Here is a 26,055-nt window from a genome sequence, read left to right as displayed (position 1 = left end):
ACATATTATGGAGCCAGTACAGTTTGAGATCGGCGATCGCCTGCGCCTGCGTAAGAAGCATCCCTGCGGTGGTTTTGACTGGGAGGTCTATCGCCTGGGGGCGGACATCGGCTTGCGCTGCGAGACCTGCGGTCGCCACATTCTCCTTCCACGCTCCGAGGTTGAGCGTCGCATGAAACAGCGTTTACCCCGCCTACCCAAGCCAGAAGACGACTTTGATCCATATGAGCTCTAAATCTGCAATCGCCCTCTAACATCCTCACCCGCACCTCTTCACAGATCCGGGTGAGTTTTCCCTCGACGCCCACGAGCATATGCTCATAAAGGAGAACATCTGAATGGCAGTAGCCAAACCTGGAGGAGGCTTTCTCACCCTTCTCCGCAAGCCAGATTTTTTGCGCCTCTGGCTGGCCCAACTCATCTCACAAACAATTTTTAATGCCTCCAACTGTGCCATCATGCTCCTCATTGAAGCAATCACCCAATCGACGACACAGTTGGGGCTGGCCATTATCAGCTTCAGCCTGCCTGCGGTGCTCTTTGGCGCGCCCGCCGGGGTTCTTGTTGATCGGATGTCGAAGCGCAAGGTGCTCTGGAGCAGCAACTGTTTACGCGGCATCGTCAGCCTTATTTTCGTGCTCTCGCTACTCTTTAATCACAATGCCCTGCTACCCGTTTACGCGCTCTCATTTATTGTTTCTACGATTTGCCAGTTCTTCGCGCCCGCAGAGTCCGCTACCATTCCGATGCTCGTCAATAACGAGGAGTTGATGCCCGCGCTCTCCCTCTTCAATATTACAATCATGATTTCGCAGGCCCTGGGCTTTGTGGTCCTCACACCGCTCGCCTTGCTATTCCTGCCGACCTTTCATCTCTTTGGCCTGACGCTCGACCCTTTTGTGCAGATCTACGCGGCGACGGCGCTGCTCTATCTCGTCTGCTCCGGACTTATTCTCCTCATTCCAAACAAGAGCTTTGCCCCTCATATACAGGCACCCAAGGATAACGACCTGACCGCGCAAACCATTGGGGCGATGGGACATATCTGGCAAGAAATGGCTCAGGGATGGAACTTTGTGCGCACCAATAAGCCACTCTTCCTGGCGGTCGTACAGCTCTCCTTCGCGGGTGTGATTATCTTTGTCATCAGTGAAATCGCGACCCCAATGGTGAAAGATCTGCTGAGCCTTCCAGCCAATACGATGCCGATTGTCTTTGCGCCTGCCGGTATCGGCCTGATCGCCGGTTCGCTGCTGATGCCGCAACTGGTCAAACGCCTGGGACAATATCGCACCATCCACTTCGGTGCGCTGGGCCTGACACTTGCCACAGCGATCATTCCCCTGCTCACCCTGGTTGTGCGCCTGCTTGCGCCGCAAAGCTGGCGTGACAATCCCTGGTTGATGATCATGGTCGCCGTCTTGATGTTCGCGGCTGGCATCGCGCTGGACTTTATCAATATTCCCTCGCAGACCGCCATTCAGGAACTGACGCCTGATAAGCTCAAGGGACGCGTGCTCTCGCTGCAAATCGTGCTCTATAGCGCCTGCTCTATCCCGGTCCTACTCTTTCTAGGGGCCGCCTCCGACCTCTTTGGCATTGACCGGGTCCTCTACCTACTGGCTGGCTTTCACCTGGCCTTTGGCCTCTGGTGTATCTACTTTGAGCGCAAATATAAGCTCACGGATCGCCAACAGGCAGTGCCCGTGGTCACACCACTGGAACATGTGATCATACCCCAGGAACAGGAAGAGAGGGTGTAGTCGAACATATTTGTTGACGCTATACAGGTTCAGCATCTACAATACATAGCAGACTGATCCAGTCTAAACCACAGCCGCATCGATGAGGTCGTTGTTTAGCATAGCAACCAGGAGAGCGCATGGATACCCAGACGCAAATTATAGAACAAATCGCACCCTATCAGCCCTGGCTCACCCTGTGCGGTGTCCTGGTGCTTTTCCTACTTCTACGTGCCACGCGCAGGGCCTTGCGCCGGCGGGTAGACGAGATCGGGTACTGGCTGCTAGGCGAGCGTGGCCGGCTCATCTGGTTCTGGATCAATGCCCCTGGTGTAATGCTGCATGAACTCAGTCACGCGGCAGTCGTCCTGCTCTTCACACCCTTCGGCTTTCGCATCACCAGTATCACGCTCTTCCGTGTACAACCAACTACGGCACGCGACCGATATGGACGCGTCGTGCGGAGCGGGGGACGCCAATCGCTGCAACTGGGCGAGGTACAATACGTTCGTCCCCAGGGAAAGCTTATCAGCTATGTGGGGGATGGACTCAGCGGCATTGCGCCACTCTTTGGGGGCACCGCCATGTTCGCTTTCCTCTATTGGATCGCGACCGGCTATAATCTCTGGGACATTCCCCTCGACGCGCACCAGAACTGGCAGTTGCTCCGCCCAGACTGGCCATGGTGGACGCTCATCTTCGCGCCCTACCTGATCCTGACGGTCACCTCAGAACTCTGGCCCAGCCGCCAGGACTGGACGGGAGCGCGCTGGTTTATGGTCGGCCTCTGTACCTGTCTCTTGCTGGCTCTCGGTCTGCTCTGGTACACCAATCACCTGGCACGCGTGCTCTCTCTGAGCACATTTATGGCCTCACGCATCGATTTCGCCCTGGTCGTCCTGATCGTGCTCGACCTGCTCTTTCTGATCATCGCCGAGCTGACCGCGAGAGGGGTGCGCCACTGATGTCCACGGACAAAACCACGCCGCTTATTCTTATCACCGGCCATCCTTGTACAGGCAAGACAACGCTTGGGCAGCGCCTGGCGGCTGATCTGAAGCTTCCCTTTATCAATAAAGATGGTATCAAAGAGCAGCTTTTTGAGTCCCTTGGCTGGTCGGATCGCGAGGCCAGTCGTCGCCTGGCACCAACCACTTTCGCCCTGCTCTATCACTTCCTCACAGCCCAGCTACGCGCGGGACAGCCCTGTATCGCCGAGGCTAATTTCGACCCAGCCTTTGCCACAGAAGAATTTCGCACCCGCCAGCAAAACTTTCCTCTGCGCATCTTCCAGCTTCTCTGCTACGCTGATGGACAGATACTCTTTGAGCGCTTCCAACTGCGCTCTGAATCCAGAGAGCGGCATCCAGGGCATCAGGATCACCTGGCCTATAACGAGTGGCGCACCCGGAGCAATGGTCGCCTGGAACCGCTGCAACTCGACTGCACACTCTACGAGCTTGACACCAGTGACTTCGCCGCCATCGATTACAAGCACATCTTAAACACGATGCGTGACTTCCTGGTCACATCCTGACAAAAGCTACCAGTCAAATTTCTCGATGAGAAAGCTGCGGCTATAATGGAGTAGGATCGGGCTACCATGCGGGCAGACTGCCGGTACGGAGGCGCGTGCCAGCGATGTCAGAAGTGACTGTTGCTCACCCTGGCTAAGTTCGCGGCCCCGCCGCAGGGCCGAGCGACAGGACAGGCCAATCAAGAGGCTGTGCTCCCAATCCTCATTATCTTCGGCGGCGATCTGTACCAGGTCCTCGACCTGGCCTGCAAGCTGCTCATGCCCTTCTCCACCTGGAATCGAGCGTACAAGGAAACTGCGCCCACCGAAGCGCTCACACTCCAGGCCCAGACCTCGCAACATGGGGAGACGCTCTTCAAGCAGCTCCGCCTCGTGGCGCTTCAGCTCAACAATCACTGGCTCCAACAGGAGATACCCATTAACGGCCTCGCCCTCCTCGTCCTCTGCCGAATCGATGCCATGAGCGTAACGCTGGCGCAGGTGCTCATAAATCACGCGCTCATGCGCCCGGTGTTGATCAACGAGGTAGAGGCTGCCATCGGGAGCCTCAGCCAGAATCACCGCACGCTGCAACTGGGCCAGGGGGCGCAACTGAGCAATCGCCTCCGCCGAGGCAGGTGGCGCCGCCTCTGCCAGGTACTCCTCGGCGGTCTCGCTCATATGTAACCCTCTGCGACGTGCACCAGGCAGCCTGCGTTGGGTCACCAGAACCGGCCCGGGGAATTTGACCTCCTCCGGCAGGACAGGACTACGCTCCAGCACAGCCTGGACCGACTCCGTCAGGAGATCAAGCACCTCCCGCTCGCGGAGCAGGCGCACCTCGGTCTTGGCCGGGTGTACATTCACATCGACCTCGTTGGGGGCGACCTCGATAAAGAGTACAAGTAGAGGATGCTTTCCCTTGGCTAACAGGCCACGATAGCCCTTCTCCACGGCGTCATAGAGCGCCCGCGACTGCACCCAGCGCCCATTCACAAAAAGCATCACGTACTGGCGATTGTTCTGCGCCAGCACCCGATTTCCGATGTAGCCATGGATGCGATACTGCTCACCAGCGCCTCGCTCCACCTCGTAGAGCATCTCATTGAGCGGCAGGGAATAGATTTCAGTCAGCGCGGTTTTTAGCTCACCCGAGCCGCTTGTCTGTAAGGCGATATGCTCATCAAGCACCAGCGTAAAGCGCACCCCTGGATAGCCCAGGGCGTAACGTCGTATATAGTGGAGGATATGCCCATTCTCGGTACGAGCTCCACGGATAAATTTCAGACGCGCGGGCACGTTAAAGAAGAGATCTCGCACCGTCACTGTGGTACCAGGGACTCTGGCCTTACGCCCACGCTCAACCACCTCGCCCCCACGCAGGGTCACGAACTGGGCAGGACGTTCTTCGCTTGCATCTCCGGTCTCGCTGGCGCGGCTCTCAAGGGTCATCTCGGCAATGGTGGCAATGCTCGCCAGGGCCTCACCACGAAAGCCAAGTGTTCCCAAACGTTCCAGATCCTCAATGGTCGAGAGCTTGCTGGTACTATGCCGCAAACAGGCCCGCTCCAACTCGTCCTCAGGAATGCCAATGCCATCGTCGCTGACACGCATAAGACGCAACCCGCCGCCACGTACCTCAATCCGTATCGCACGGGCCTGGGCGTCTAAAGCGTTCTCAACCAGTTCTTTGATAACAGATATCGGGCGCTCAATGACCTCGCCCGCCGCTATGCGCTCGGCGACCTCGTCGGGTAAGACCACGATTGGTCTGCGGGCTGGACGCTGCTCCAGCTTGTTTTCTGCTCGCTCGTACAACTGACTCATGCTCGCCTTCCAGTGCGTTTCTTCTGACAGTTCTGCAACAATGACAATAAGTTCAGGGCATCCAGGGGCGTAATGGCATACAGATTGATGAGCTCTAGATCATCCGCGCTCCCCTCGCCAGCCTCCAGGCGCTGCGCGATCTGTCGAGCCTCCTCACTCTGCCAATGATAGCTCGCCTGCGACTCCTCGACTCGCCCATTGCTCTCCACATCCATATGCTCCTCGCGCTCCGGGAGAAGGATTAAACGGCTATCGCTGGCCTGCTGCCCCTCCTCTAGCTGGTATAAAATCTCTTCGGCGCGCTCCACAATACTCATGGGCATCCCCGCCAGGCGCGCGACATGTACGCCGTAGCTCTTGCCCGCGCTCCCCTCGACGACTTTGTGCAGAAACACAATGCTAGCATGCTCATCCTCATCACTGATCGCCATAGCATGGACACAGAGATGAGGTAGCTCTTCCGCGAGAGCCGCCAATTCATGATAATGGGTCGCAAACAGCGTGCGCGCTTTTAAGCGGCTATGCAGGTGCTCCACCACGGCGCGGGCGATGGCCAGCCCATCATAGGTACTGGTCCCACGTCCGATCTCGTCGAGGATGAGCAGACTATGGGGCGTAGCATGATGCAGGATGGTTCCCGTCTCCTCCATCTCAACCATAAATGTGCTCTTGCCGGCCGCGATATCATCCTCGGCCCCAACACGCGTGAAGATCCGGTCGACAACCCCTATCCGCGCCTGCCTGGCTGGCACAAAACTACCAATTTGCGCCATGAGCGTAATCAGTGCTACCTGGCGCAAGTAGGTCGACTTGCCTGCCATGTTGGGGCCCGTCAGCAACATAATACGCCTCCCCTCGTCGGCCTCCATCTGTGTATCATTGGGAATGAAGGCGTCGCCATCCAGGGCATATTCAACGACCGGGTGCCGTCCATCGCGAATATCAATGCCATGTCCCTGCTCCAACTGGGGACGCGTATAGCCCTGGTGAACCGCGACCACGGCGAAGCTCAACAGGACATCAACCTGGGCCACGAGCCTGGCTGTGTGCGCTAGCTGCGCATAGTAGACGCTAATCTGCCGCAGGACCTCCCCGTAGAGCCCCTTCTCCATCTCTTCGATGCGCTCGACAGCGCTCAGGATACGCGCCTCATGCTCTTTCAGCTCAGGCGTGATAAAGCGCTCGGCGTTGACTAGCGTTTGCTTGCGCATATAGTCGCCAGGCACCAGTTTCAGGTTGGCATTGCTTACTTCGATATAGTAGCCAAAGACCTTGTTAAAGCCAACTTTTAGAGATTTGATGCTTGTTCGTTCGCGCTCACGCCCCTCCAGAGAGACCATCCAGCGGCGTGAGTCGCGAATAGAGGCAAAGAGTTCATCCAGTTCTGGATCATAACCCTGGCGAATCAAGCGCCCATCATCGCCATGCTCATCCTCCTCGCCCGAGCGCATCAAGGCTCGGTCCACCAGGTCGATGACCTCCTGACAATCCTGCATCTCCTCGGCCAGTTCGCGCAGGAGTAGCGCCTCGCAGCCACGCAAGAGTTCACGCAACTCGGGGACATGCTCAAGATTGTCGCGTAAGCCCAGAACCTCGTTGCGCACGGCGGTCCCCTGGCGAATACGCCCGGCGATACGCTCCATATCGCTAAAGACCTGCAAACTTATGGTAAAGCGGCTACGTAATGCTGGACTCTCAAAGAGCTCCTCGACGCTTCCCAGCCGCGCATCCAGTTCATTGAGGTCGAGCAGGGGCTGCGTAATGGTCTTGCGCATCTCACGCGCACCCATCGGGGTAATGGTACGGTCGAGCACGCCCAGTAGGCTTCCCTGCACACTGCCACTGCGCGTGCCCTGAAGGAGTTCCAGGTTGCGCTGGGTATGGGCATCCAGCACCATATAGCTGCTAGTGCGATAGGATTTTAGGCCCGTCAGGAGGGCGAGCAGGCCATTGTTCATCTTTTCCAGGTAGGCGACTATCGCGCCCGCGGCGGCCACAGCCTGGGGAATATGCGCGCATCCATATGCTTCCAGTGATTGCACGCCAAACAGCTTACAGAGTCGATCCTGCGCCATCTCGGAATTGAAGAAGTGTCCAGGGCAGGAGGTTACCGTCACCGTCTGCGTAGGAAAGTGATACGCCTCACGGTTACTCCCTTCAGCAAGCAAACATTCAACCGGGTTGAGGCGCTGAAGCTCGGCATCCAGCGCGACTGGCAGCTCCTCGGAGCGAAACCAAGTCACGAGAAACTCGCCGGTACTGACATCCACAGCCGCCAGTGCGGTCTGCACACGTCCCATAGCGATAGCCACCAGGTAGTTATTCTGGCGTGCTGGCAGGAGATTTGGCTCTGAGAGCGTACCCGCCGTTAAAATTCGTGTCACGGCCCGGTCTACCACACCCCTACCCACCTCTCCCACCTGCTCGCAGACAGCGACTTTATAGCCCGCGGTAATCAGCTTGCCAATATAGTTATTTAAGGCATGTAGAGGGATACCAGCCAGGGGTATCGCTTCATTGCCATACATGCGACTGGTGAGCACGATCTGTAGCTCACGCGCGGCGATCCGTGCGTCCTCATCGAAGGTTTCAAAAAAGTCCCCCACCTGGTACATGAGAAGGGTGTCAGGATATTGGCTCTTGATGCGTAAATATTGTTTGCGTGCGGGCGTCGTCATCAGCGATGTCCCCTCTACTCCATCAATTCCTGAATGTTAATCTTGAACATCCGTACATTACTCTATTCTCATTTCATTGTCAAAAGCAGGATATCATCGCGCTCTCCGATATCCACTCTTCCTACTCCTTTAAATAATTCACGAAATGTATAGAAATATCTGGTAAAAAACAGCGCAATGTGCTATTCTCTACATCCAGGCTACTGCCAACCAGCGCTGGCGCTCGCACGTACATAAGACGAAGAACGCAATATAGAAGGAGACTCCCATGCCCGCAACTGATATACAGGCTCCCATTACCGAGGTAACTGTTTATAATGACCGCGCCCTCGTCACACGCGCAGGCACCATTCACCTGGCCCAAGGCGAACATGATGTGCGCATCAATGATCTGCCGCCCTTTCTTCGTGAATCACTCCGAGCCTCCGGCCAGGGTCCGCAGGGCATGCGCATTCTTAATGTTGATATTACCACCGCCTATCATAGCTTTACGACACGCGATGATCTACTGAAGCTAGAGGTAGAAATCGAGCACCTGGAGCAGCAAGCCAAGCTGCTGAAAGCACGCCAGGAGGCGTTACAGGATCGACGCAAGTGGCTTCGTTCCCTTGGCGAGCAGGCAACCGATTTTGCGCGTGGCCTGGCCCGTGGTCAGATGAAGCCCCAGGACTGTGCCGACTTCTTTCGCTTCGCCGCGCAACAGGCCCAGCAGGATGCTGAAGAGTCCCTGGAGCTGGATGTACAGGTTCAACGCCTTCAGAAAGAGATTCATGCGCGCCGCCGCGAGTATACACAGAAGCAAAATACGGGCACAACTGACCGCCTGGCAGCTGTGGTCGCGCTTGAGATGCCGCAAGAAGGCGACATAACGCTAGAAATCTCCTACATGATTATGGGGGCCTCGTGGCAGCCACAGTACGATGTTCGTGTCCAACTCAACGAGGACGGCAATCGTGGCGAGGTTGAACTAACTTATCTGGGTGTGGTCACACAACGCACCGATGAAGATTGGAGCAATGTTCAGCTCTCACTCTCTACCGCCCGCCCCAGCCTGGCCTCGGTCTTGCCTGAGCTCAAACCCTGGTATATCAACACCTTCACTCCTGCCCCGGTCTATGCGCGCACCCTAAAAAGCCAGGCCATGCCAGCCGCAGGAATGAGTGCGCACATGGAGGATATGGATATGCCACCACCGGCAGCCGCCGCAGCACCAGCGGCAGCCATGCCCCAGCCCGCACAAATGGCTACGGCATCCGTGGAGAATACAGGCACCGCTTATGTCTTCCGCGTCGCGCGTTCCGTCGATATTCCCTCGAATGGCTCGCCGCATAAAACAACTATCGCGCTTGATCGCCTTCCTTGCACCTTTGACTATGTCTCGGCTCCCTCTCTGGAGGAGAACGTGCATCTGCGCGCCACCATTACCAATACCACTGAGCGCGTCATTCTACCCGGTACAACTCATATCTTCCTGAAAGGCGAATATGTTGGTACCTCCCAGGTCAAACAAACCGCTCACTCCGAGCGCTTCAAAATCTTTCTCGGAATCGACGACAGCATCAAGGTTGAGCGCAAGCTGACGGAGCGCGCCGTCGATAAGGGGGTTCTGCTACAAAATGACCTGCGCCGCCTGACCTATGGCTATCGTATCACCATTTCCAACTTCACGTCCTTCCCACGCCAGATCGTGTTGCGTGATCACCTGCCTGTTCCTCAACATGAACGCGTCAAAATTAAGACACTTCATGTGCAACCAGCGCCAACCGAGCAGACCAAGCTCTCGCTGTATACCTGGCAGTTCACGCTCCCTCCAAGTGGCGAGTACAAAGTAGAGTATCGCTTCCTGGTGGAACACCCACGCGACTACACCCTTATCGGCCTGCCTCCCATCGACGAGCCAGTTTAGCTACTCAGGAAAAAAAGGTGTGATGGATCCTGGCAGCTGCAGCTGCCAGGATCCATCACACCTTTTTTTCCTTTATGCTGAGACGGCACGAATGAAGTCTGCCATGACATCATAGGCGGTCGCGTCGGGTCCCGCAGTCTCATCTTCGGGCAGATGAAGCGTGACTGTCAGACCTCCTGGTACGATATCCATCTCCATGTGGGCTAGCATGGAGGCCGGGCTAACCGCCGCCAGGGGATCGCCTGCCTCTACCTGCTCTGTTTGGACGCGTGCCACGACGTCTTGCCCCACGCGTTCAAGCGTCGCTACCTGCTTGTAGGGCGTGCCTGCGGCACGTGCACGCTGCAACTCGGCGGGCTGGAGTTCGCGGATGCCCTCACGCTGGACCTCTTCGAGCTTGAGCGGAACGTCCATCAAGACATTAGCAATAGCACAGAGCTTGACCGTCGCATCCCAGCCGTCTACATCCAGACTGGGGTCGGTCTCAGCGATACCCAATTCCTGCGCTCGTTTGACTGCCTCGGCAAAATTTTTGCCCTGCTCCATCTCGTTAATAATGACATTTGAGGTGGCGTTAAGCAGGCCGCGAAAACGCATGAGTTTGGTCGCTGGAAGCGAGTTTTGATAGAGGGAGAAGATGGGTGCGCCTGCCATGACTGTGGCTTCAAAGAGGAAACGTTTCCCTTTGCGCTGCGCCAGTTCCTCCAGTTCCACATAGGCATGGACCACTGGTCCCTTATTCGCGGTTACGACATGGGCCCCCAGTTCCAGAGCTGTGCGCATGTAGTCAATCGCGGGCTGGCCCGTCTGAGGATTCGTCGAGGTAAGCTCAAAGAGCACATCCGCCTGAGCAGCCTGGAGCCACTCCTGCACATCACGCGGCTCTGTCTGCGTAGGTGGCACATTCCCGGCCAGGAGGGCCTCAAGGTCGATCCCCTGAGGATCAGCGATCCAGCCCATACGACGGGTCGCCACACCGGTTACACGCCACTCGATACCATATTCATTCCGCAGATCTTCGCGCTTGGCTAATAGGTGCCGCGCTAAAGCTCGACCGACGTTGCCAAAGCCTAAAATACAGAGATTATAGGTCTTGATCTCTGTTTTTCGCTCTTTTGTATGCATATCGCTAACGTACCTCCTCGTACCATTCCTAAAATCAGGTGGGAATAGACATCGTTATGTGTGAAGCCTGAAACATAGACTTCCCCACCCTTTGCCTCTGACAACCCCTCACCGCAAGATCAATAGGAACTTTCGTCAGTCACTATATTAATCGTAAAGAATTTTGTCTATAATCTCAAAATTTTCCATGTTTTAGTACTCCTGGCAGCCCTCCAGGCCAAATTTTGGAATGTATTTGTTAATCATTAAGCCACATTCTATTCTCTGACAGCTACCACTATTCTCCTCTTCATGCCTACTCGCATGGAACGGTCCTGAATGGTAAGATAAGAAAGCACTACGTCTATTTCTAGTACTCTGTTCAATTTCGTTTGAAAGAATTCATACCGCCTGCGGCGGTAGGGGAAAGGGACGCAGAGAGGCTGGCGCCCCTCTGCACTCCCCACTTTTCCTTTTCAGCAGAAGGAAGCTGTGATATGCCTTTCGTTTTCGATGTACAACGCGCCAGGGAGGAGACGCCAGGCTGTGCTAATGTGCTGCACTTCAATAATGCTGGCGCCTCTCTTCTCCCCGAGCCAGTTCTCTCAGCCACGCTGGATCACCTGCGCCTCGAAGCTCAGATTGGGGGCTACGAGGCCGCCGATCACGCCCAGGAGCAATCAGAACATACCTATGATGCCATTGCGACCCTGCTTCACTGTTCGCGCGACGAGGTGGCGCTCATAGAGAATGCAACCCGCGCCTGGGATATGGCCTTCTATGGCATGCGCTTCCAGGCCGGGGATCGTATTCTGACCTCCATCGCGGAATATGCGAGCAACTATATCGCCTATTTACAGGTGGCACGTAAGACAGGAGCCGTGGTAGAGCCTATCCCTAATGACAAATATGGGCAGGTCGATATAGAGGCGCTTCAGTCTATGCTCGATGAGCGCGTCAAACTTATCTCGGTGACGCATGTCCCCACCAATGGCGGCCTTGTCAATCCAGTACAGGCTATTGGCAAGCTAGCACGCCAACATCACATTCCTTTTCTCGTCGATGCCTGCCAGTCCGTCGGGCAGATGCCTATCGATGTCGAGCAAATTGGCTGTGATATGCTCTCGGCCACGGGACGCAAGTATCTACGTGGGCCGCGTGGAACTGGTTTTCTCTATGTACGGCGCGCCTTCCTGGAACAGCTAGAGCCGCCCATGCTTGACCTGCACGCCGCCACCTGGACGACGCAGGATAGCTATGAGATGCGCCCGGACGCGCGGCGTTTCGAGAACTGGGAGGGGAATGTCGCGGGTCGTATCGGTCTGGGGGTCGCCGTTGACTATGCGCTCAACTGGGGTCTAGAGAACATCTGGCGCCGCCTCAAGGCCCTGGCATACCAGCTCCGCACCCAACTTAGCCCGATACCCGGCGTCGTTGTGCATGATCGGGGCGTCAACCAGTGTGGCATCGTGACCTTTACGATTGAGGGGATCACCCCTGAAGAGATCAAGCGCCAGCTAGCCGCGGAGAAGATCAACGTCTCTATCTCCGATTATAACTCAACGCTCCTGGATATGGAGAGCCGCCACCTGAACACGATGGTCCGCGCCTCCCTGCACTATTATAACACTGAAGAAGAGATCGAGCGCTTCTGTAAGCATATTGATCGCATGGCTGAAACCGCGTTTTAGAGGATAGGCAAGGATAAGCAATGAGAGTGTTATAGCGGAAATGTCTAAGATATCTCCACTATAACACTCCCGTTGCTTATAAAGCATGTTATATACTTATATTGGCTGCTTTGCACTCTAATGATAGCGCGTTCTACATATTGCCAGCAGGAGTATGCTATGTAGTAATACATAGACCCGTCCCGTATCATGAAGACCTTTCCACAATTGCAGAGGAATACGACCATGCACGGCATCGTTTCTTTACTTGATGAGACGTATTACCGGGTCATTGAGGAACTCTGGGCCGAGCTACGAGGAGAGTTCGGCGTTCAAGGCGTCTATGTGACGCCCTATCCCCATTTCTCGTATCATATTGCCCAGGACTACCAGCTGCCCGCTCTTAAAGCGTTCCTGCATGATTTTGCCGCGCAGTATTCTTGTTTCTACGTGCGTACCACTGGACTGGCTCTCTTTACTGGGGAGCGCCCCGTGCTCTATATCCCCCTCGTGCGCAATCACAGCTTGAGTAAGTTCCACTGCGCCCTCTGGCGCGCCTTGCAACTTTCAGGAATTGTTAGTGGAGGATCAGAACTCTATCACCCCAATCAGTGGCTCCCGCATATTACGATTGGCTTTGGCGATATCGATGCCCGCAAACTCTCCCAAATCGTTCCCTATCTCAGTTCACGCGACTTTGCCTGGGATCTCCATGTTAACAACCTGGCCTTGATTTATGACGCTGGGACAGAGCAGACTCTCTGCCATCAAGAAGAATTAAAGGGCTGTGTGGAGTAGTAGCTACTACTCCACACAGCCCTACATGACACTTTGTGCTATACATGCTAACTGATACGCGAGTGCATCATGAAGCGCATAAATGGCGCCTGGGAGTCGAGTTCTGTTAGCTCCACGTCGCGCATCGTCTGTTCGATGAGGAAACGCTGCACGGCCTCGATATCGCCTCCGCTCTCTTTATAGACGGCGATCTGCCGGTCTGCTCCGTTGCCCTGGGGTTCATCAAGGACCTGACGCAGGTAATCGATCTCGCGTCGACTCCCAAGCTCATCAACGACTTCGTCAACATAGTCAAGCAGTTCGCGAAGCGCGTCACGCATCGGCAACTTACGATGCCGCTGAAAATCGATAGCCTCGGCATCGAGACCATAACGCATGGCACGCCACTTGTTCTCCTCGATATAATCGCGGGGACTAGCTGGGGGTCCCTCGCCTCGCTCATTGAGGCGCGCAAGTTTAGCCACCAGCGCCTGGCAGAGCGCCGCAATCGCCAGCGTATCTTCTAAGGTCGCGGGCATATCACAAATGCGGAACTCCAGAGTATCGAAGAAGGCGTGTGGGCGGATATCCCACCAGATCTTCTTGCCATTATCAATACACTTCATATCTACCAGGTCCTGGACAAAGCGATCAAAATGCGCACGCGAGGGAATCACGTCAGGCAAGCCACCACGTGGGAAACGCTTCCAGACTACCGTACGATATGATTTTAAGCCTGTATAGCGTCCCTGCCAGAAGGGAGAATTGGCGGAGAAGGCCAGGATGTGCGGCAACCAGGTACGTACCTGGTTCATGATGCGAATCGCCATCTCTTTATCTGGCATGCCAACATGCACATGCAGGCCAAAAATCAGAATGGCGCGCCCGACATCCTGGTACTCTTCCTCAAGCTCTTTATAACGCTCTTTCTCGGTTCGCCGCTCTTCACGCCAGGCCGCGCTGGGATGGGTACCGGCACTTACAAGCGAGAGGCCATCGCCCTTGGTTAGCCGGTAAAGCAGTGCTCGCGCCGTATAGAGCTCTTTTCGCGCCGCCTCCAGGTTGGGAAGCACACTTGAAATAAACTCTATGGTAGATTGCAGCATTTCAGGCTTAATCTGCTCCTGAAAATACGGCGCTCCCTTTTCCAGCACAAACGGCGCGCTTGAGCTGAGCGCTCCATTCTCCTGGCGTACAAGCTGGTATTCTTCCTCTATCCCAAGCGAAAACGGCACCGCTTTTTCTGACTCACTCATCCATTCATTCTCCTACACGAGGAGAGAGAGCCCATCACCACAATGCTGATTCCTTTTCCAGAAAAAACAACGCATCGGTGCAGCTCTACCTCTTTCTTCATAAACGTGTTCTTTCTCCACATATCACCACCTCATGAGAGAGACACGTTTCTCAGCTGTAAACAGCGTCAATTTTAATGTAACAGGTACTCCTAGCCGAACCAATGCGTTTTTATAGGTAGGTAGGGCTAGCCTTCAGTAGACTGAATGCCCTGCATCGTCTGTTCGCGCAAGAAACTCACTACACGGCGCAGGTCACCACTCTCTTCGTAGACGGCAATCTGCTGGTCGGCTCCCGTTCCACGCTTATCTTCGAGCAATGCGCGCAGATAGTTTATCTCCCTACGACTCCCCAACTCAGCAACGACCTCATCCACAAAATCAAGCAACTCCGCGAGAGCCGCCCGCATACTTATATCACGCCCCTGTGTAAAATCGAGCCACCTGGCATCCAGGCCGTAACGCATCGCTCGCCATTCATTCTCTTCTATGAGTCGGCTCGACAAGACTGGGACTTCGCGGCCACGCTCATTCAGCCAGGTCAATTTAGCCACTAGCGCCTGGCAGAGAGCCGCAATCGCCAGGGTGTCTTCTAAGGTCGCGGGCATATCGCAGATGCGGAACTCCAGCGTGGGGAAAAAGACATGGGGACGCATATCCCACCAGATTTTCTTGCCATTATCAATCGCGCCCATCGCGACCAGGCGCTGCACATAACGCTCATAATCGCTCCAGGAGGCGAAGGCATCTGGTATACCGGTGCGCGGGAAGCGTCGTCGCTGGACGGCGCGGTACGATTTGAGGCCTGTATAGCGCCTCTCCCAGAAGGGTGCGTTGGTGGATAAGGCTAGCAAATGTGGCAGCCAGGTGCGTGCTTGGCTGAATACTTTCATGCCTATCTCACGATCATGTGGGCTCTCGCCAATGCCCACATGTACATGCAAACCAAAGATCTGGTCCGAGAGCACCACATCCTGATATTCAGCGACAAGCTCATCATAGCGCTCGCCCTCGCTACGCTTCTGCACCTTCCAGGAGGAGCTAGGATGTGTACCGGCACTCATTAATGCTACGCCTTCTTGCGCCACCAGTTTCGCTAATCTCGCCCTTGAGACACTCAGCGCCTGACGCGCCACCTCAATCGTGGGAAATACATCTGAGGTAAGCTCTAACGTCGCCTGCAAGACCTCTGAGGTAATCTGCTCCCCAAACTGCTCATAGCCGCGCGCTAAAATCGCGGGCGCACATGATCGTAGCTCTCCCGTATGCGTGTCTACTAGCTGAAACTCTTCTTCTACACCTAGCGTAAAACATGCAGCCTCTCTGGTTTTCATGCATCCTGCTCTTTCCGCGAAGGGGAGCCGAAGCCGCCTGGCACCTCTCAGGAGTATGGGTTACGTCTTGATCCGCCACTGGATCCTGCATTGCATGACTGTGCACTGCACAAGCGTAAAACCTATCAATGTGCCCTGCCTCTCCAACCACCCTCCGCCTGACATGACAGATCCGTGTCGCTCTTTTCCTCTTTACGAAACACGCGCTACTCAGCCAGAAAACGTACTCACATTTATTCTACACTAAAACCTTTCCTTTTTCGTTACTCAGCATCAGCTGAGCATGGTATAATGGAGGGCAAAATGATGTTTCCCACCTGCATGATTGCCTGCTACAATGATGTATCAGCTCTTCATTAAAAATAATTTGTGACCTACCTAACCTATCTCTTTGAAAGCAGGTTTTGCCCATGAGTCAATTTCTCTCTGCCCTGGCACGTCGTCCGCTTATCTTTGACGGCGCCATGGGTTCAAATATCCAGCGCTATCAGCTGACAGCCGAGGATTATGGTGGTCAGCAGACAGAGGGCTGCAATGAATATCTGGTCCTGACCAAACCCCAGGTCATTGAAGAGATTCACACTGGCTTCTTTGAAGCTGGCTGCGATGTCATCGAGACCGATTCGTTTACCGCCAGCCGACTCAAGCTCGATGAGTACCAGATTGGGCATCTTACCTACGAGGTCAATTTTGAAGCTGCACGTCTCGCTCGTCGCCTGGCTGATCGCTATAGCACCGCCAGCCAGCCACGTTTTGTGGCTGGTTCCATAGGGCCTACCGGTATGCTCCCCTCCTCAGACGACCCCATGCTCAGCAATATTACCTATCAGCAACTGGCCGCGATCTTTCACGAGCAGGCCATTCCCCTGCTCAAGGGTGGCGTCGATGTGTTACTCATCGAGACCAGCCAGGATATCCTCGAAGTACGGGCCGCGATTACGGGGCTGCGCCGCGCCATGCAAGAGGTAGGTCGCCGCGTACCCATCCAGGCCCAGGTCTCGCTTGATACCAGTGGGCGTATGCTGCTGGGAACCGATATCGCCGCCGTGACCACGACTCTCACCGCCATGCGCGTGGATATCATTGGCCTCAACTGTTCCACCGGTCCAGAGCATATGCGCGAACCGGTGCGCTATCTCTCCGAGAACTGTCGTCTGCCAATCTCGACTATCCCTAACGCGGGCATCCCGCTCAACGTCAATGGGCAGGCCGTCTATCCCCTGGAGCCAGAACCTATGGCCCAGGCGATGCGCGAGTTTATCGAGGAGTTTGGCGTCAACATCGTCGGCGGCTGTTGTGGCAGCAGTCATGAACACCTGCAAGCCATCGTACGCGCTTGCCGACCAGTGACACGCAAGCCACGCCCCCAGGCCGATCAGAATATCGAGCACAAAGACTTCAAACAGATTATGCCCCCGCTCGTCTCCAGCGCCATCCGCTCCGTTGAGATGCAGCAGGACCCCGCTCCGCTACTGATCGGCGAACGCGTCAATGCCCAGGGCAGCAAGAAGGCCAAGCAAGCTTTGCTCAAGGACGACTATGACACGCTGCTAGGGATTGGTCGCGAGCAGGTCGAGGGGGGCGCGCACGTTCTCGACGTCCAGGTGGCAGTGACGGAGCGCACCGATGAGCCTGAGCAGATGCACAAAACTGTCAAGAAGCTCTCAATGGGTATCGAAGCTCCCCTGGTCATCGACTCAACCGAGGCCGATGTCATCCAGGCCGCGCTTGAGATCTATCCCGGGCGCGCCATCATCAACTCTATCAATATGGAGAATGGGCGCCAGCGCATCGAGAAAGTGGTCCCCCTCGCGCTTGAGCACGGGTCCGCGCTCGTAGCGTTGACCATCGATGAAGAGGGCATGGCCAAAAGCATTGAGCGCAAGATCGAGATCGCGCACAAGATCTATGACATCTGCGTTAACGAGTATGACCTCTCACCCAATGCTCTGATCTTTGATCCCCTGACCTTTACGATTACGACAGGCCAGGAAGAACTTCAGACTGCGGGCATCGACACCCTGGAGGGCATTCGCCGTATCAAATCCGAACTGCCCGGCGTCATGACCGTGCTAGGCGTAAGTAACGTCTCCTTTGGCCTCAAGCCTCATGCACGCGCCGTGCTCAATAGCGTCTTCCTCTATCACGCGATTAAGGCGGGCCTGGATATGGCTATCGTCAATCCGACCCATATCAAGCCATACGCCGAGATCGACACGGAGCAACGCCAACTCGCCGAGGACCTGATCTTCAATCGCACTGAAGCCCTGCCACACTTTATTGAATACTTTGAGTCGCACGGCCCACAGAAGAACGAGGGCGAGACCAAGGTCGATCCGACCGAGGGTATGAACACTGCCGAACGTATTCACTGGCAGATCCTGCACCGGCGTAAAGAAGGTATCGAGCCGCTTATCGACGCAATCATTCAGGAACGCACCGAGGCCAGTGATACTCCAACCAGCGAGGCGGCCGTAGAAGTGCTGAATACGGTGCTCCTACCCGCAATGAAGGATGTTGGCGACCGCTTCGGCGCGGGCGAGTTGATTCTTCCCTTCGTGCTTCAGTCAGCCGAGGTTATGAAAAAGTCTGTGGCACACCTGGAGAACTACCTGGAGAAAAAGGAAGGCTATACCAAGGGTAAGGTCGTGCTGGCAACCGTCTTTGGCGATGTACACGATATCGGCAAGAACCTGGTCAATACGATTCTGACCAACAACGGTTACACGGTATACGACCTGGGCAAGCAGGTCCCGCTCAATACGATTATCGATAAGGCCATCGAGGTCAACGCCGACGCCATCGGTCTCTCGGCGCTCCTGGTCAGTACCTCCAAGCAGATGCCACTGTGCGTAAAAGAACTGCATAAGCGCGGTCATAGCTTCCCCGTCATCATTGGCGGGGCCGCCATCAACCGCTCATTTGGGCGGCGTATCCTCTTCGTCGATGAGCAAAACGCGGAGGCGGCACCCCTGCCCTACGCACCCGGCGTCTTCTACGCCCGCGATGCCTTCGAGGGACTCGACATCATGGATCGCCTGACCAGCGTGCCAGAACAACGCTCCACCTTCGTGGAGAAAATCCAGCAGGAGGCCCTGAACGAACGCCAGCGTAAAGCTGGGGGCCAGGGAGAAACAGCCAACAGCCAGCCTCAAGTGGATACCAGGCCATCGACGAGCATTCAGCCAGCGCGCTCCCTGCCCACACCGCCCTTCTGGGGGCCACGCGTGCTTGATCGCATCGGATTAGAAGATGTCGCTGAATGTATGGACTTCAAGACACTCTACCGCCTGCACTGGGGCGGCAAGACGCATGGCGAGGAATTTGAGCGCCTCGTTGAGCAGGACTTCAAGCCACGCCTGGAGCGCATGCTCCAAGAGGCGCGCCGCCTGCGCTACCTGCAACCTCGCGTGGTCTACGGCTATTATCCCTGCCAATCCAGCGGCAATGATCTGATCGTCTATGAGCCTGGCGAGGTTGAGAGTGGCAAGCCTCTCTCGCAGTGGCGGGAGCTCACGCGCTTTAGCTTCCCACGCCAGCGCGAGCGCGAGCGCCTCTGCCTGGCCGACTACTTCGCCTCAGTAGAGAGTGGCAAGGTTGACGTTGTACCACTCCAGGTCGTGACCATGGGCCGCGCCGCCTCTGAGTATATCGATCAGCTGCAGCAGGCAGGCAACTATTCGGAGGGCTACTTCGTGCATGGTCTCGCCGTCGAGATGGCGGAGGGCCTGGCCGAGTACACCAATCGCCTGGTGCGCCATGAACTGGGACTGGAAGAGGATCGGGGCCGACGCTACAGCTGGGGCTATCCCGCCATCCCCGACCTGGTAGATCATGAGAAGCTCTTCAAAGTGCTACCCGTCACTGAGAGCATCGGCATCAACCTTACAGAGGCCCATCAGCTCGTACCCGAGCAGTCGACCGCGGCGATCATCGTACATCACCAGCAGTCGTCCTACTTCTCGGTACGCGCCAACGAGGCCGCGCTGGTCTAACCCACAGAAATCCCCTCAAAACAAGTTGATAGGGTGTAGTGTCACAAAATTTTGTGAACTACACCCTATTTTTTTATGCTCGATTAGCATACAATATGAGCGGCCTACATCAAGTGCATTAAAATTGACCATTTATATTTGCAATTTAGAAACGAGGTTTATTCTATGCGTCGCTCGCAGTTCTCGCTTCTCCTTATCCTATCTGGACTCATTCTGGCTATAGGTGGCCTGATTTATGGCACACGTTCTCACGACCTGGGCTATCAGTCCAGCGAACAAGGAACACTTCAGCACGCTATTTATCAGAGCGATCCCACTACTCCCAACAGTAGCAGCTCAGGCACTGAATACCTTCAGTTAAGCAATGACCCCAAAATTTATGTCGTGAATGTGGCCGATATCGCTAATGCCAATAAGCTCAACGCGCTCTCTGCACACTACTATACCTTTCGTTACGATTCCGATACAGCCCAACCTATCAACGTCACCGGAAAGGATACGGCAACCTACTCTTCCAATTACACGCTCATTGGGACTGGTTACAAGGTGGTAGAAATCATCGGCTATGATAGCAGCAATCAGCCAGTGAATATCCTGACCAATACTTTCCTGCAAAAACCACGGGGACGTTATGAAAACGACTGGTTCCTTGGTAGTGGCCTGGCCATGCTTGGCATCATCTTGCTACTCACTAGCCTCTTCACTCGGCGCGGCACACAGACCCCTGACGCGCCATTACGCATCGTCGTTCAGCCTGGACAGGTACCTCCCACTCCTGGCCAGACACCACACCCTGATCCGTATAACCAGTATCAGGCACAAACCACCTATCCCGTCGCCTCTAATCAATCCGTCCAGCCCGGAGCCCCAACATCCATGAGCACCTATACCTCCTATCCTTCTGGCCAACATCCACCCCAATGAACACATTATATGGAAACGCGTGCTTGAGCAGTGTCGGACAACAGCGCCGTATGCTTCCCCGGCACGCGTGCAAAAAACTCGCCTATCACCTATAATTTATGGTTGAAAAAACTATCCGCCTGTATTTATCTTGCAGAAAGAGAAGAGGCCAATTACTCATGCCCTGGCTATTTATCCTGATTATTGTCGTCGTCTTACTCATCGTTATCGCCATCCTCGTCCTCTCTGGGCTCTCGTATATCGAGCGCCAGGAGATGTACTGGCTCTCACAGAACGGCACCCTTGTTCAGGCACACATACACGCCCTTTACCCCCTACAACCCACCGCACCGCAGAGAGCACAAAATGAGGCGGAGGAGTTGAGCAGTGCACCCGAATCACCGGATGTTCCAGAGACGCTCGCTAGCGATGCTCCACCTGCTCCCAGCATGCGCCAGATCATCGTCGCGGAGTGGACCGATCCTCTGACCGAGAAGACCTATGTCTTCCGCAGCCATCCTCTCGACCAGCCCCCCGCGCCCTACCAGGAGAATGACTTCATCTCTGTGCGCATCGACCCGGTTCGACCACAGCGCTATACCTTCGAAGCTGAGTTGAACACATACCTGCAAAAACACTCATTTCGCCCCGGGGATTAGCATAGATAGAGAGACCCATCTACATGTCTCTCAGGCTGCCGCTCTCCTCGCGACAAGAAAGGATGTTGATCAGCGTATGGAACATACATTTCGCCTTGGTTATCAGTCCCTCAATGAAGAGACCGTTCTCGATCAGCTTCCGGTTCGGGGACGCCTCCCCTCTTGGCTCCGCGGTACCCTCTTGCGCAACGGGCCAGCGAAATTCGAGGTGGGGGAAGATCAATTCCGCCACTGGTTCGACGGCTTCGCTATGCTGCATCGCTTCTCGTTTCAGGATGGGAAGGTCTCCTACGCAAATAAGTTCTTGCAAAGCGATGTCTATAAGACATCCATAGAGGAGGGGCGCATCACCTTTAGTATGTTTGCCACCGATCCCTGCAAATCAATCTTTAAAGGCTCAATGACCGCCTCCGTCAATGCCAATGTCAGCATCAACAAGATCGCGGGCGAGTTTGCTGCCCTGACCGAGACGCCGCTCCCCATCGCCTTCAACCCCGAAACACTTGATACGCTGGGCGTCATCTACTTTGAAGATGATCTCAAGGGCCATCATGGCTGCGCTCACCCTCACTACGACTTCACGCAGCAAGCCACCATTAGCTATATGACCGAATTCTTTATGCCCAGCCAGTTCCGTGTCTTTGGCTTGCCCAGGGGTTCGAAGAGGCGCTACGAGATCGGCTCCTATCCCGTTATGGAACCGGCCTATATTCATAGCTTTGGCATGACCGAGAATTACGTGGTTATTGCGGAATTTCCCTATCGCGTCAATCCGCTGGAGGTGCTCAGCAGTGGTAAGCCCTTCATCGAGAACTATACGTGGCGACCCGAGGAGGGAACACAATTTATCGTGATGAGCAAGCGTGACGGCAGCATTGTGGGGCGCTATCATACTGAGGCATTCTTCACCTTCCATCATGTGAATGCCTTTGAGCAGGGTGATGAGGTGCTCGTCGATCTCTCAGCCTATCCCGATCCGGGTAATATCAACGCGCTCTACCTCGATCATCTGCGTAGCTTTGGGCTTGGCTCTGAAGTCGATAAGAATGGTAGTGGCGAGCTGCGCCGTTATCACCTTCCTCTACGCGGGGAGAGCGCCAGCTACGAGGTACTGACACCACACCCACTTGAGCTTCCTACGATCAACTATCGCCAGTACAATACCCATGACTACGGCGTGGCCTATGGAGTAAGCATCAATAAAGAGCAGCCAGATGTCTTTACCAATCGCCTGCTACGTGTCGACCTCAAAGAGCGCACAGCCCACATCTGGGAGGAGAGCGGTTGTTATCCTGGCGAACCTGTCTTTACACCTACTCCCGATGCGCGAGCCGAAGACGATGGAGTCATCCTCTCAGTCGTTCTCAACGCCCACAAGGGTAATTCATTCTTACTCGTCCTGGACGCGCATACCTTTGAAGAGATCGCACGCGCAGAGGTCCCTCATCATATCCCCTACGGCTTCCACGGCCAGTTCTATACCCACCTGGCCTGATCTCGCTCTCGCGCCTATAGCGCTCGCCCTGTTAAGGAGTGTGATAAGCCCTGGCAGCCTGCGGCTGCCAGGGCTTATCACACTCCTTAACAGGAAATGTACCTATGATCAGCCCTCCTCTTTTTGTGGCGCTTATACTGAAATAGCAAGAACCAGTAAAGTGACAAGGAAAGGAGCATTCCCCCATGCTGAACCTGCTCACCTACGCACGCCAGCGCATTAATCCTAAACTGGTAATTGGTATTGGCGTTGGCCTGGTTCCCATCTTACTATTCATTGTTGGACAAAATGCATTTGCTATCGCTATGCATACCTCTAGCCTGCTAAGTCCTAATACCACACTGGGCTTTTTTGGCCTGAGTCTGGAGTTCCTAACGATCCTTTCCTATGCTTTTCTCTATCTCGCAATGCTCCTTATGCTCATCTTTCCTCAGTTCCGCATGTATTGCTATGGCCTGGCCATCTCACTACTCCTCGTGCCAGCTCTCTCGCTCTACTACTTTGGCTCCATGGGGGCCTGGTGTGGAGCGCCCATCGCTGTTGTAGCCCTGGTCTTCATCGCACAGCTTATTCAGGGTCAGCGTCAGCGACAGGCCTCCAGCCTGAATGTGCTCTCCGACAACGAGGTTGATCCCCAGGCTTAACATAACCCCTCGCGCCTGCGGCGCTCGCCTTGGTAAGTAGGATAGTAGACCCTGGCAGCCTGCGACTGCCAGGGTCTACTATCCTACTTACCAGAACCTCAAAGATACGCTGTACACAAAATTCACTGGCAAATGACGGTTTATGTGCCTATCATTTATAATGAAGTTTGTAGTATCATACGCACATACGTTGCTTCAAAATCAGCAGCTCTTGTTAGCGACGAAGGGAGATTTGTCACATGTCTCGTACCAGGTCCTGGCTCGCCCGCTGGCTTAACAATTGGTATATCAGTTCCCTTGCCTGGTCGATCGTTGCGCTGGGCTGGTTTGTACTCTTTCTCCTCGACTATCACGTGTCTCATATTATTACTGGCATCGCCTCGCTGGTTATCGCACTCATGTTCTTTCTGCTGGCGCGCCAGCGCGCGCAGACAGGCCGCTAGCTGCCACCCTTTATGCTATACAGTCCTGTGCCGATATGATATACTACACGCATATAGAAACATCACGACCTGGAGTTTTTCATCGTGCACGCATATACGCAGCAGCGCCAACAAATTCATTCTTGCGCCTGTCGCTGCGTTCACGGAGGCCGCCCTTCATTCTGTAGCTCAGCCCTCCGTGGACGTAATGACGTGCTGCCTCTCTGTGTAATGCATTGACCAGCAAGAACACTCTCTAGAGCCTTTCTTTCTCTCCGCACGTCCCCGCCTGAGCTACTCCTCTCACTTCCCGTTTTCGCAATCTTTTATGCGCATTTGCATATGCTCGCCAGCAATAGTAATCTGCTATAGGACCCGCTAGCAGAGAGACAAAGCGTCTGGTAAACTATATACCGCCCATACACGCAAGAGGAGGACCATAAAGCTCATGTCGACCATTACTGACAAACCAGTGTATATATACAACACTCTGACCCGTAAACGTGAACTCTTTCAGCCACTCAACCCACCCCGCGTGGGCATCTACTCGTGCGGCCCTACCGTCTATAAAGATATCCACGTCGGAAACTTCCGCACCTTTATGATGACCGACTGGCTGCGCCGCATGCTTGAATACAATGGCTACGATGTCTACCTGGTGCGCAACATCACCGATGTAGGGCATCTACAAAACGATGATGTAGAGAGCGGTGAGGATAAGCTTGAGTACGAGGCACGCACAACTGGGCGCTCGGCCTATGATATCGCTCAGCACTACACCGAGCAATATATGCGTGATGCCGCTGAACTCAATATCCTGCCACCTCACCTCAGTCCCAAGGCGACCGACCACATCGGCGAAATGCTGGAGATGACGCAGGCACTGGTTGAGAAGGGCCTGGCCTATATCGCGGACGGTAATGTCTACTACGATGTGGCGCAGTTTCCCGAGTACGGCAAGCTCTCCGGCAACACAGTAGAGAACCTGCGCGCCGGCGGCCATGGTCGCGAACAGATGGAGGTTGCGGAGGATAAGCGCTCTCCCGAGGATTTCGCCCTCTGGAAGAAGGGTGACGAAGGCCGCCAGATGAACTGGGATAGCCCCTGGGGTTCTGGTTTCCCCGGCTGGCACATCGAGTGCTCCGCTATGGCAACCAGGTACCTGGGCGAGCAGTTCGATATCCATACGGGCGGACTCGATCTGATGTTCCCCCACCACGAGGACGAGATCGCGCAGAGCCAGGGTACCTTCGGCAAAGAGCCGGTCAAATACTGGGTTCATGGTGAGTTTCTCATCATTGGCAACCGCAAGATGAAGGCCAGCAACGAGAATGGCGATGATGGCATCAAGATGTCGCGCTCCAGGGGCAATGTCTTGCTTGTCAGCACGCTCAAAGAGGAGGGCATTGATCCCATGGCCTTCCGCTACCTCATGCTGACCGCCCACTATCGCTCCAAGATTAACTATACTGATGACTCGATTCAGGCCGCGCAGAACGCGCTGAACAACCTGCGCGATGACCTGGCCGAACTGCCCATCACCGAGCAAACAGCGAACTGGTCAGAGGAGGCCCAGCGCCTTCGCGATGCCTTCCGCGAGGCGATCAACAACGATCTCGATCTGCCGACCGCCTTGGTGCTGACGCGTGAGACCGTGCGCAACGCGAAGATAGAGCCAGCCGAACGCCGCCATCTCGTGCTCGATTTTGATCGTGTGCTTGGCCTGAGGCTTGATACTGTCGAGCCCAAGAAACCACTCGAGATCAGCGACGAGGTCAAGGAGATCGTACGCCAGCGCGACGAAGCACGGGCCTCCAAGAACTGGAAGCGCTCCGACCAACTCCGCGATGAGTTAAAGGCCCTGGGCTTCGAGGTCCGCGATACCCCCAGGGGTACCGAACTGGCCTAGGGAGTGACGCTACTTGCGTACGCGTCTACTTCCAGAAGTAGACGCGTACGCAAGTAGCGTCGTTCTACTCTTCAAGCAGGACAGGCAAGCACCCTATGAGGTAGAATAGCAGTAAGGGCACAAATATGTACCCTGCTGCTATTTTTATGCATCATACAAAATTTGTGCAGGCGCTACAC

The 26,055-nt window shown here is 55.1% G+C and carries 19 protein-coding genes; 14 read left to right on the top strand and 5 right to left on the bottom strand.

The features are described 5' to 3' along the window. Positions 1–7 precede the first annotated feature (7 nt). The 4 genes from JMJ16_RS28710 (at position 8) to JMJ16_RS28695 (ending at position 3,279) form a co-directional block, all read left to right on the top strand. Positions 8–235 carry a DUF951 domain-containing protein gene (locus JMJ16_RS28710; RefSeq protein ID WP_007906355.1) on the top strand — a complete coding sequence of 76 codons (228 nt, stop codon included), beginning with the start codon at positions 8–10 and terminating at the stop codon, positions 233–235. Positions 236–338: 103 nt separating this feature from the next. Further along, positions 339–1,763 (top strand): MFS transporter, encoded by a 1,425-nt coding sequence (locus JMJ16_RS28705; RefSeq protein WP_201387188.1) that lies wholly within the window; start codon positions 339–341, stop codon positions 1,761–1,763. A gap of 119 nt (positions 1,764–1,882) precedes the next feature. Beyond that, complete coding sequence (locus JMJ16_RS28700; protein WP_201379730.1) at positions 1,883–2,707, top strand: hypothetical protein; 825 nt, start codon at positions 1,883–1,885, stop codon at positions 2,705–2,707. After that, positions 2,707–3,279: an AAA family ATPase gene (locus JMJ16_RS28695; protein WP_201387186.1), complete on the top strand. Its 573-nt coding sequence runs from the start codon at positions 2,707–2,709 to the stop codon at positions 3,277–3,279. The genes JMJ16_RS28700 and JMJ16_RS28695 overlap by 1 nt, the downstream gene beginning before the upstream one ends. Positions 3,280–3,285: 6 nt before the next feature. Here the strand turns inward: JMJ16_RS28695 and mutL are convergent, their stop codons facing one another. Both mutL and mutS read right to left on the bottom strand, forming a co-directional pair. After that, positions 3,286–5,085 carry a DNA mismatch repair endonuclease MutL gene (mutL, locus tag JMJ16_RS28690; protein ID WP_201387184.1) on the bottom strand — a complete coding sequence of 600 codons (1,800 nt, stop codon included), beginning with the start codon at positions 5,083–5,085 and terminating at the stop codon, positions 3,286–3,288. After that, a complete protein-coding gene (gene mutS, locus JMJ16_RS28685; RefSeq protein ID WP_201387183.1) occupies positions 5,082–7,763 on the bottom strand; it encodes a DNA mismatch repair protein MutS in 2,682 nt (893 codons plus the stop codon). Before mutS ends, mutL begins: the two co-directional genes overlap by 4 nt. A gap of 268 nt (positions 7,764–8,031) precedes the next feature. Between mutS and JMJ16_RS28680 the strand changes: the two genes are divergently transcribed. Then, complete coding sequence (locus tag JMJ16_RS28680) at positions 8,032–9,669, top strand: mucoidy inhibitor MuiA family protein (RefSeq protein WP_201387181.1); 1,638 nt, start codon at positions 8,032–8,034, stop codon at positions 9,667–9,669. 72 nt (positions 9,670–9,741) lie between these two features. Here JMJ16_RS28680 and JMJ16_RS28675 read toward each other — a convergent pair whose 3' ends face one another. Further along, complete coding sequence (locus JMJ16_RS28675; RefSeq protein WP_201387178.1) at positions 9,742–10,794, bottom strand: hypothetical protein; 1,053 nt, start codon at positions 10,792–10,794, stop codon at positions 9,742–9,744. Between the two features lie 476 nt (positions 10,795–11,270). Between JMJ16_RS28675 and JMJ16_RS28670 the strand changes: the two genes are divergently transcribed. Both JMJ16_RS28670 and JMJ16_RS28665 read left to right on the top strand, forming a co-directional pair. Beyond that, a complete protein-coding gene (locus tag JMJ16_RS28670; protein ID WP_201387176.1) occupies positions 11,271–12,464 on the top strand; it encodes an aminotransferase class V-fold PLP-dependent enzyme in 1,194 nt (397 codons plus the stop codon). Between the two features lie 225 nt (positions 12,465–12,689). Then, positions 12,690–13,241, top strand: a complete 552-nt coding sequence (locus JMJ16_RS28665; RefSeq protein WP_201387174.1) for a 2'-5' RNA ligase family protein — start codon at positions 12,690–12,692, stop codon at positions 13,239–13,241. 47 nt (positions 13,242–13,288) lie between these two features. Here JMJ16_RS28665 and JMJ16_RS28660 read toward each other — a convergent pair whose 3' ends face one another. Continuing rightward, on the bottom strand, positions 13,289–14,476 hold the full coding sequence (locus JMJ16_RS28660) for a carboxylate-amine ligase (protein ID WP_201379745.1): 1,188 nt from the start codon (positions 14,474–14,476) through the stop codon (positions 13,289–13,291). Positions 14,477–14,703: 227 nt separating this feature from the next. Beyond that, on the bottom strand, positions 14,704–15,849 hold the full coding sequence (locus JMJ16_RS28655; RefSeq protein WP_201387172.1) for a carboxylate-amine ligase: 1,146 nt from the start codon (positions 15,847–15,849) through the stop codon (positions 14,704–14,706). Positions 15,850–16,259: 410 nt separating this feature from the next. On the opposite strand from JMJ16_RS28655, the gene metH reads away from it, so the two are divergent. The 7 genes from metH (at position 16,260) to cysS (ending at position 25,876) form a co-directional block, all read left to right on the top strand. Further along, on the top strand, positions 16,260–19,844 hold the full coding sequence (gene metH / locus JMJ16_RS28650; RefSeq protein ID WP_201387170.1) for a methionine synthase: 3,585 nt from the start codon (positions 16,260–16,262) through the stop codon (positions 19,842–19,844). 165 nt (positions 19,845–20,009) lie between these two features. After that, a complete protein-coding gene (locus tag JMJ16_RS28645; RefSeq protein WP_201387168.1) occupies positions 20,010–20,768 on the top strand; it encodes a hypothetical protein in 759 nt (252 codons plus the stop codon). Between the two features lie 158 nt (positions 20,769–20,926). Then, on the top strand, positions 20,927–21,406 hold the full coding sequence (locus JMJ16_RS28640) for a hypothetical protein (protein ID WP_201387166.1): 480 nt from the start codon (positions 20,927–20,929) through the stop codon (positions 21,404–21,406). Positions 21,407–21,482: 76 nt separating this feature from the next. After that, positions 21,483–22,901 (top strand): carotenoid oxygenase family protein, encoded by a 1,419-nt coding sequence (locus JMJ16_RS28635; RefSeq protein ID WP_201387164.1) that lies wholly within the window; start codon positions 21,483–21,485, stop codon positions 22,899–22,901. Between the two features lie 185 nt (positions 22,902–23,086). Then, positions 23,087–23,545, top strand: a complete 459-nt coding sequence (locus JMJ16_RS28630) for a hypothetical protein (protein WP_201387162.1) — start codon at positions 23,087–23,089, stop codon at positions 23,543–23,545. A 239-nt stretch (positions 23,546–23,784) separates the two neighbouring features. Next, positions 23,785–23,988, top strand: coding sequence for a hypothetical protein (locus JMJ16_RS28625; protein ID WP_201387160.1), 204 nt, complete (start codon positions 23,785–23,787; stop codon positions 23,986–23,988). A 427-nt stretch (positions 23,989–24,415) separates the two neighbouring features. Beyond that, positions 24,416–25,876, top strand: coding sequence for a cysteine--tRNA ligase (cysS, locus tag JMJ16_RS28620; protein WP_201387158.1), 1,461 nt, complete (start codon positions 24,416–24,418; stop codon positions 25,874–25,876). Positions 25,877–26,055 lie beyond the last annotated feature (179 nt).

The sequence above is a fragment of the Ktedonobacter sp. SOSP1-52 genome, from assembly GCF_016587395.1.
The sequence above is the reverse complement of the archived record's forward strand: the minus strand, read 5'-3'. Positions and strand labels throughout refer to the sequence as shown.

Bases quoted from the DNA above. Each gene is read 5' to 3' on its own strand.
- JMJ16_RS28710 (WP_007906355.1), top strand. From the start codon at position 8: ATGGAGCCAGTACAGTTTGAGATCGGCGATCGCCTGCGCCTGCGTAAG.
- JMJ16_RS28705 (WP_201387188.1), top strand. From the start codon at position 339: ATGGCAGTAGCCAAACCTGGAGGAGGCTTTCTCACCCTTCTCCGCAAG.
- JMJ16_RS28700 (WP_201379730.1), top strand. From the start codon at position 1,883: ATGGATACCCAGACGCAAATTATAGAACAAATCGCACCCTATCAGCCC.
- JMJ16_RS28695 (WP_201387186.1), top strand. From the start codon at position 2,707: ATGTCCACGGACAAAACCACGCCGCTTATTCTTATCACCGGCCATCCT.
- mutL (WP_201387184.1), bottom strand. From the start codon at position 5,085: ATGAGTCAGTTGTACGAGCGAGCAGAAAACAAGCTGGAGCAGCGTCCA.
- mutS (WP_201387183.1), bottom strand. From the start codon at position 7,763: ATGACGACGCCCGCACGCAAACAATATTTACGCATCAAGAGCCAATAT.
- JMJ16_RS28680 (WP_201387181.1), top strand. From the start codon at position 8,032: ATGCCCGCAACTGATATACAGGCTCCCATTACCGAGGTAACTGTTTAT.
- JMJ16_RS28675 (WP_201387178.1), bottom strand. From the start codon at position 10,794: ATGCATACAAAAGAGCGAAAAACAGAGATCAAGACCTATAATCTCTGT.
- JMJ16_RS28670 (WP_201387176.1), top strand. From the start codon at position 11,271: ATGCCTTTCGTTTTCGATGTACAACGCGCCAGGGAGGAGACGCCAGGC.
- JMJ16_RS28665 (WP_201387174.1), top strand. From the start codon at position 12,690: ATGCACGGCATCGTTTCTTTACTTGATGAGACGTATTACCGGGTCATT.
- JMJ16_RS28660 (WP_201379745.1), bottom strand. From the start codon at position 14,476: ATGAGTGAGTCAGAAAAAGCGGTGCCGTTTTCGCTTGGGATAGAGGAA.
- JMJ16_RS28655 (WP_201387172.1), bottom strand. From the start codon at position 15,849: ATGAAAACCAGAGAGGCTGCATGTTTTACGCTAGGTGTAGAAGAAGAG.
- metH (WP_201387170.1), top strand. From the start codon at position 16,260: ATGAGTCAATTTCTCTCTGCCCTGGCACGTCGTCCGCTTATCTTTGAC.
- JMJ16_RS28645 (WP_201387168.1), top strand. From the start codon at position 20,010: ATGCGTCGCTCGCAGTTCTCGCTTCTCCTTATCCTATCTGGACTCATT.
- JMJ16_RS28640 (WP_201387166.1), top strand. From the start codon at position 20,927: ATGCCCTGGCTATTTATCCTGATTATTGTCGTCGTCTTACTCATCGTT.
- JMJ16_RS28635 (WP_201387164.1), top strand. From the start codon at position 21,483: ATGGAACATACATTTCGCCTTGGTTATCAGTCCCTCAATGAAGAGACC.
- JMJ16_RS28630 (WP_201387162.1), top strand. From the start codon at position 23,087: ATGCTGAACCTGCTCACCTACGCACGCCAGCGCATTAATCCTAAACTG.
- JMJ16_RS28625 (WP_201387160.1), top strand. From the start codon at position 23,785: ATGTCTCGTACCAGGTCCTGGCTCGCCCGCTGGCTTAACAATTGGTAT.
- cysS (WP_201387158.1), top strand. From the start codon at position 24,416: ATGTCGACCATTACTGACAAACCAGTGTATATATACAACACTCTGACC.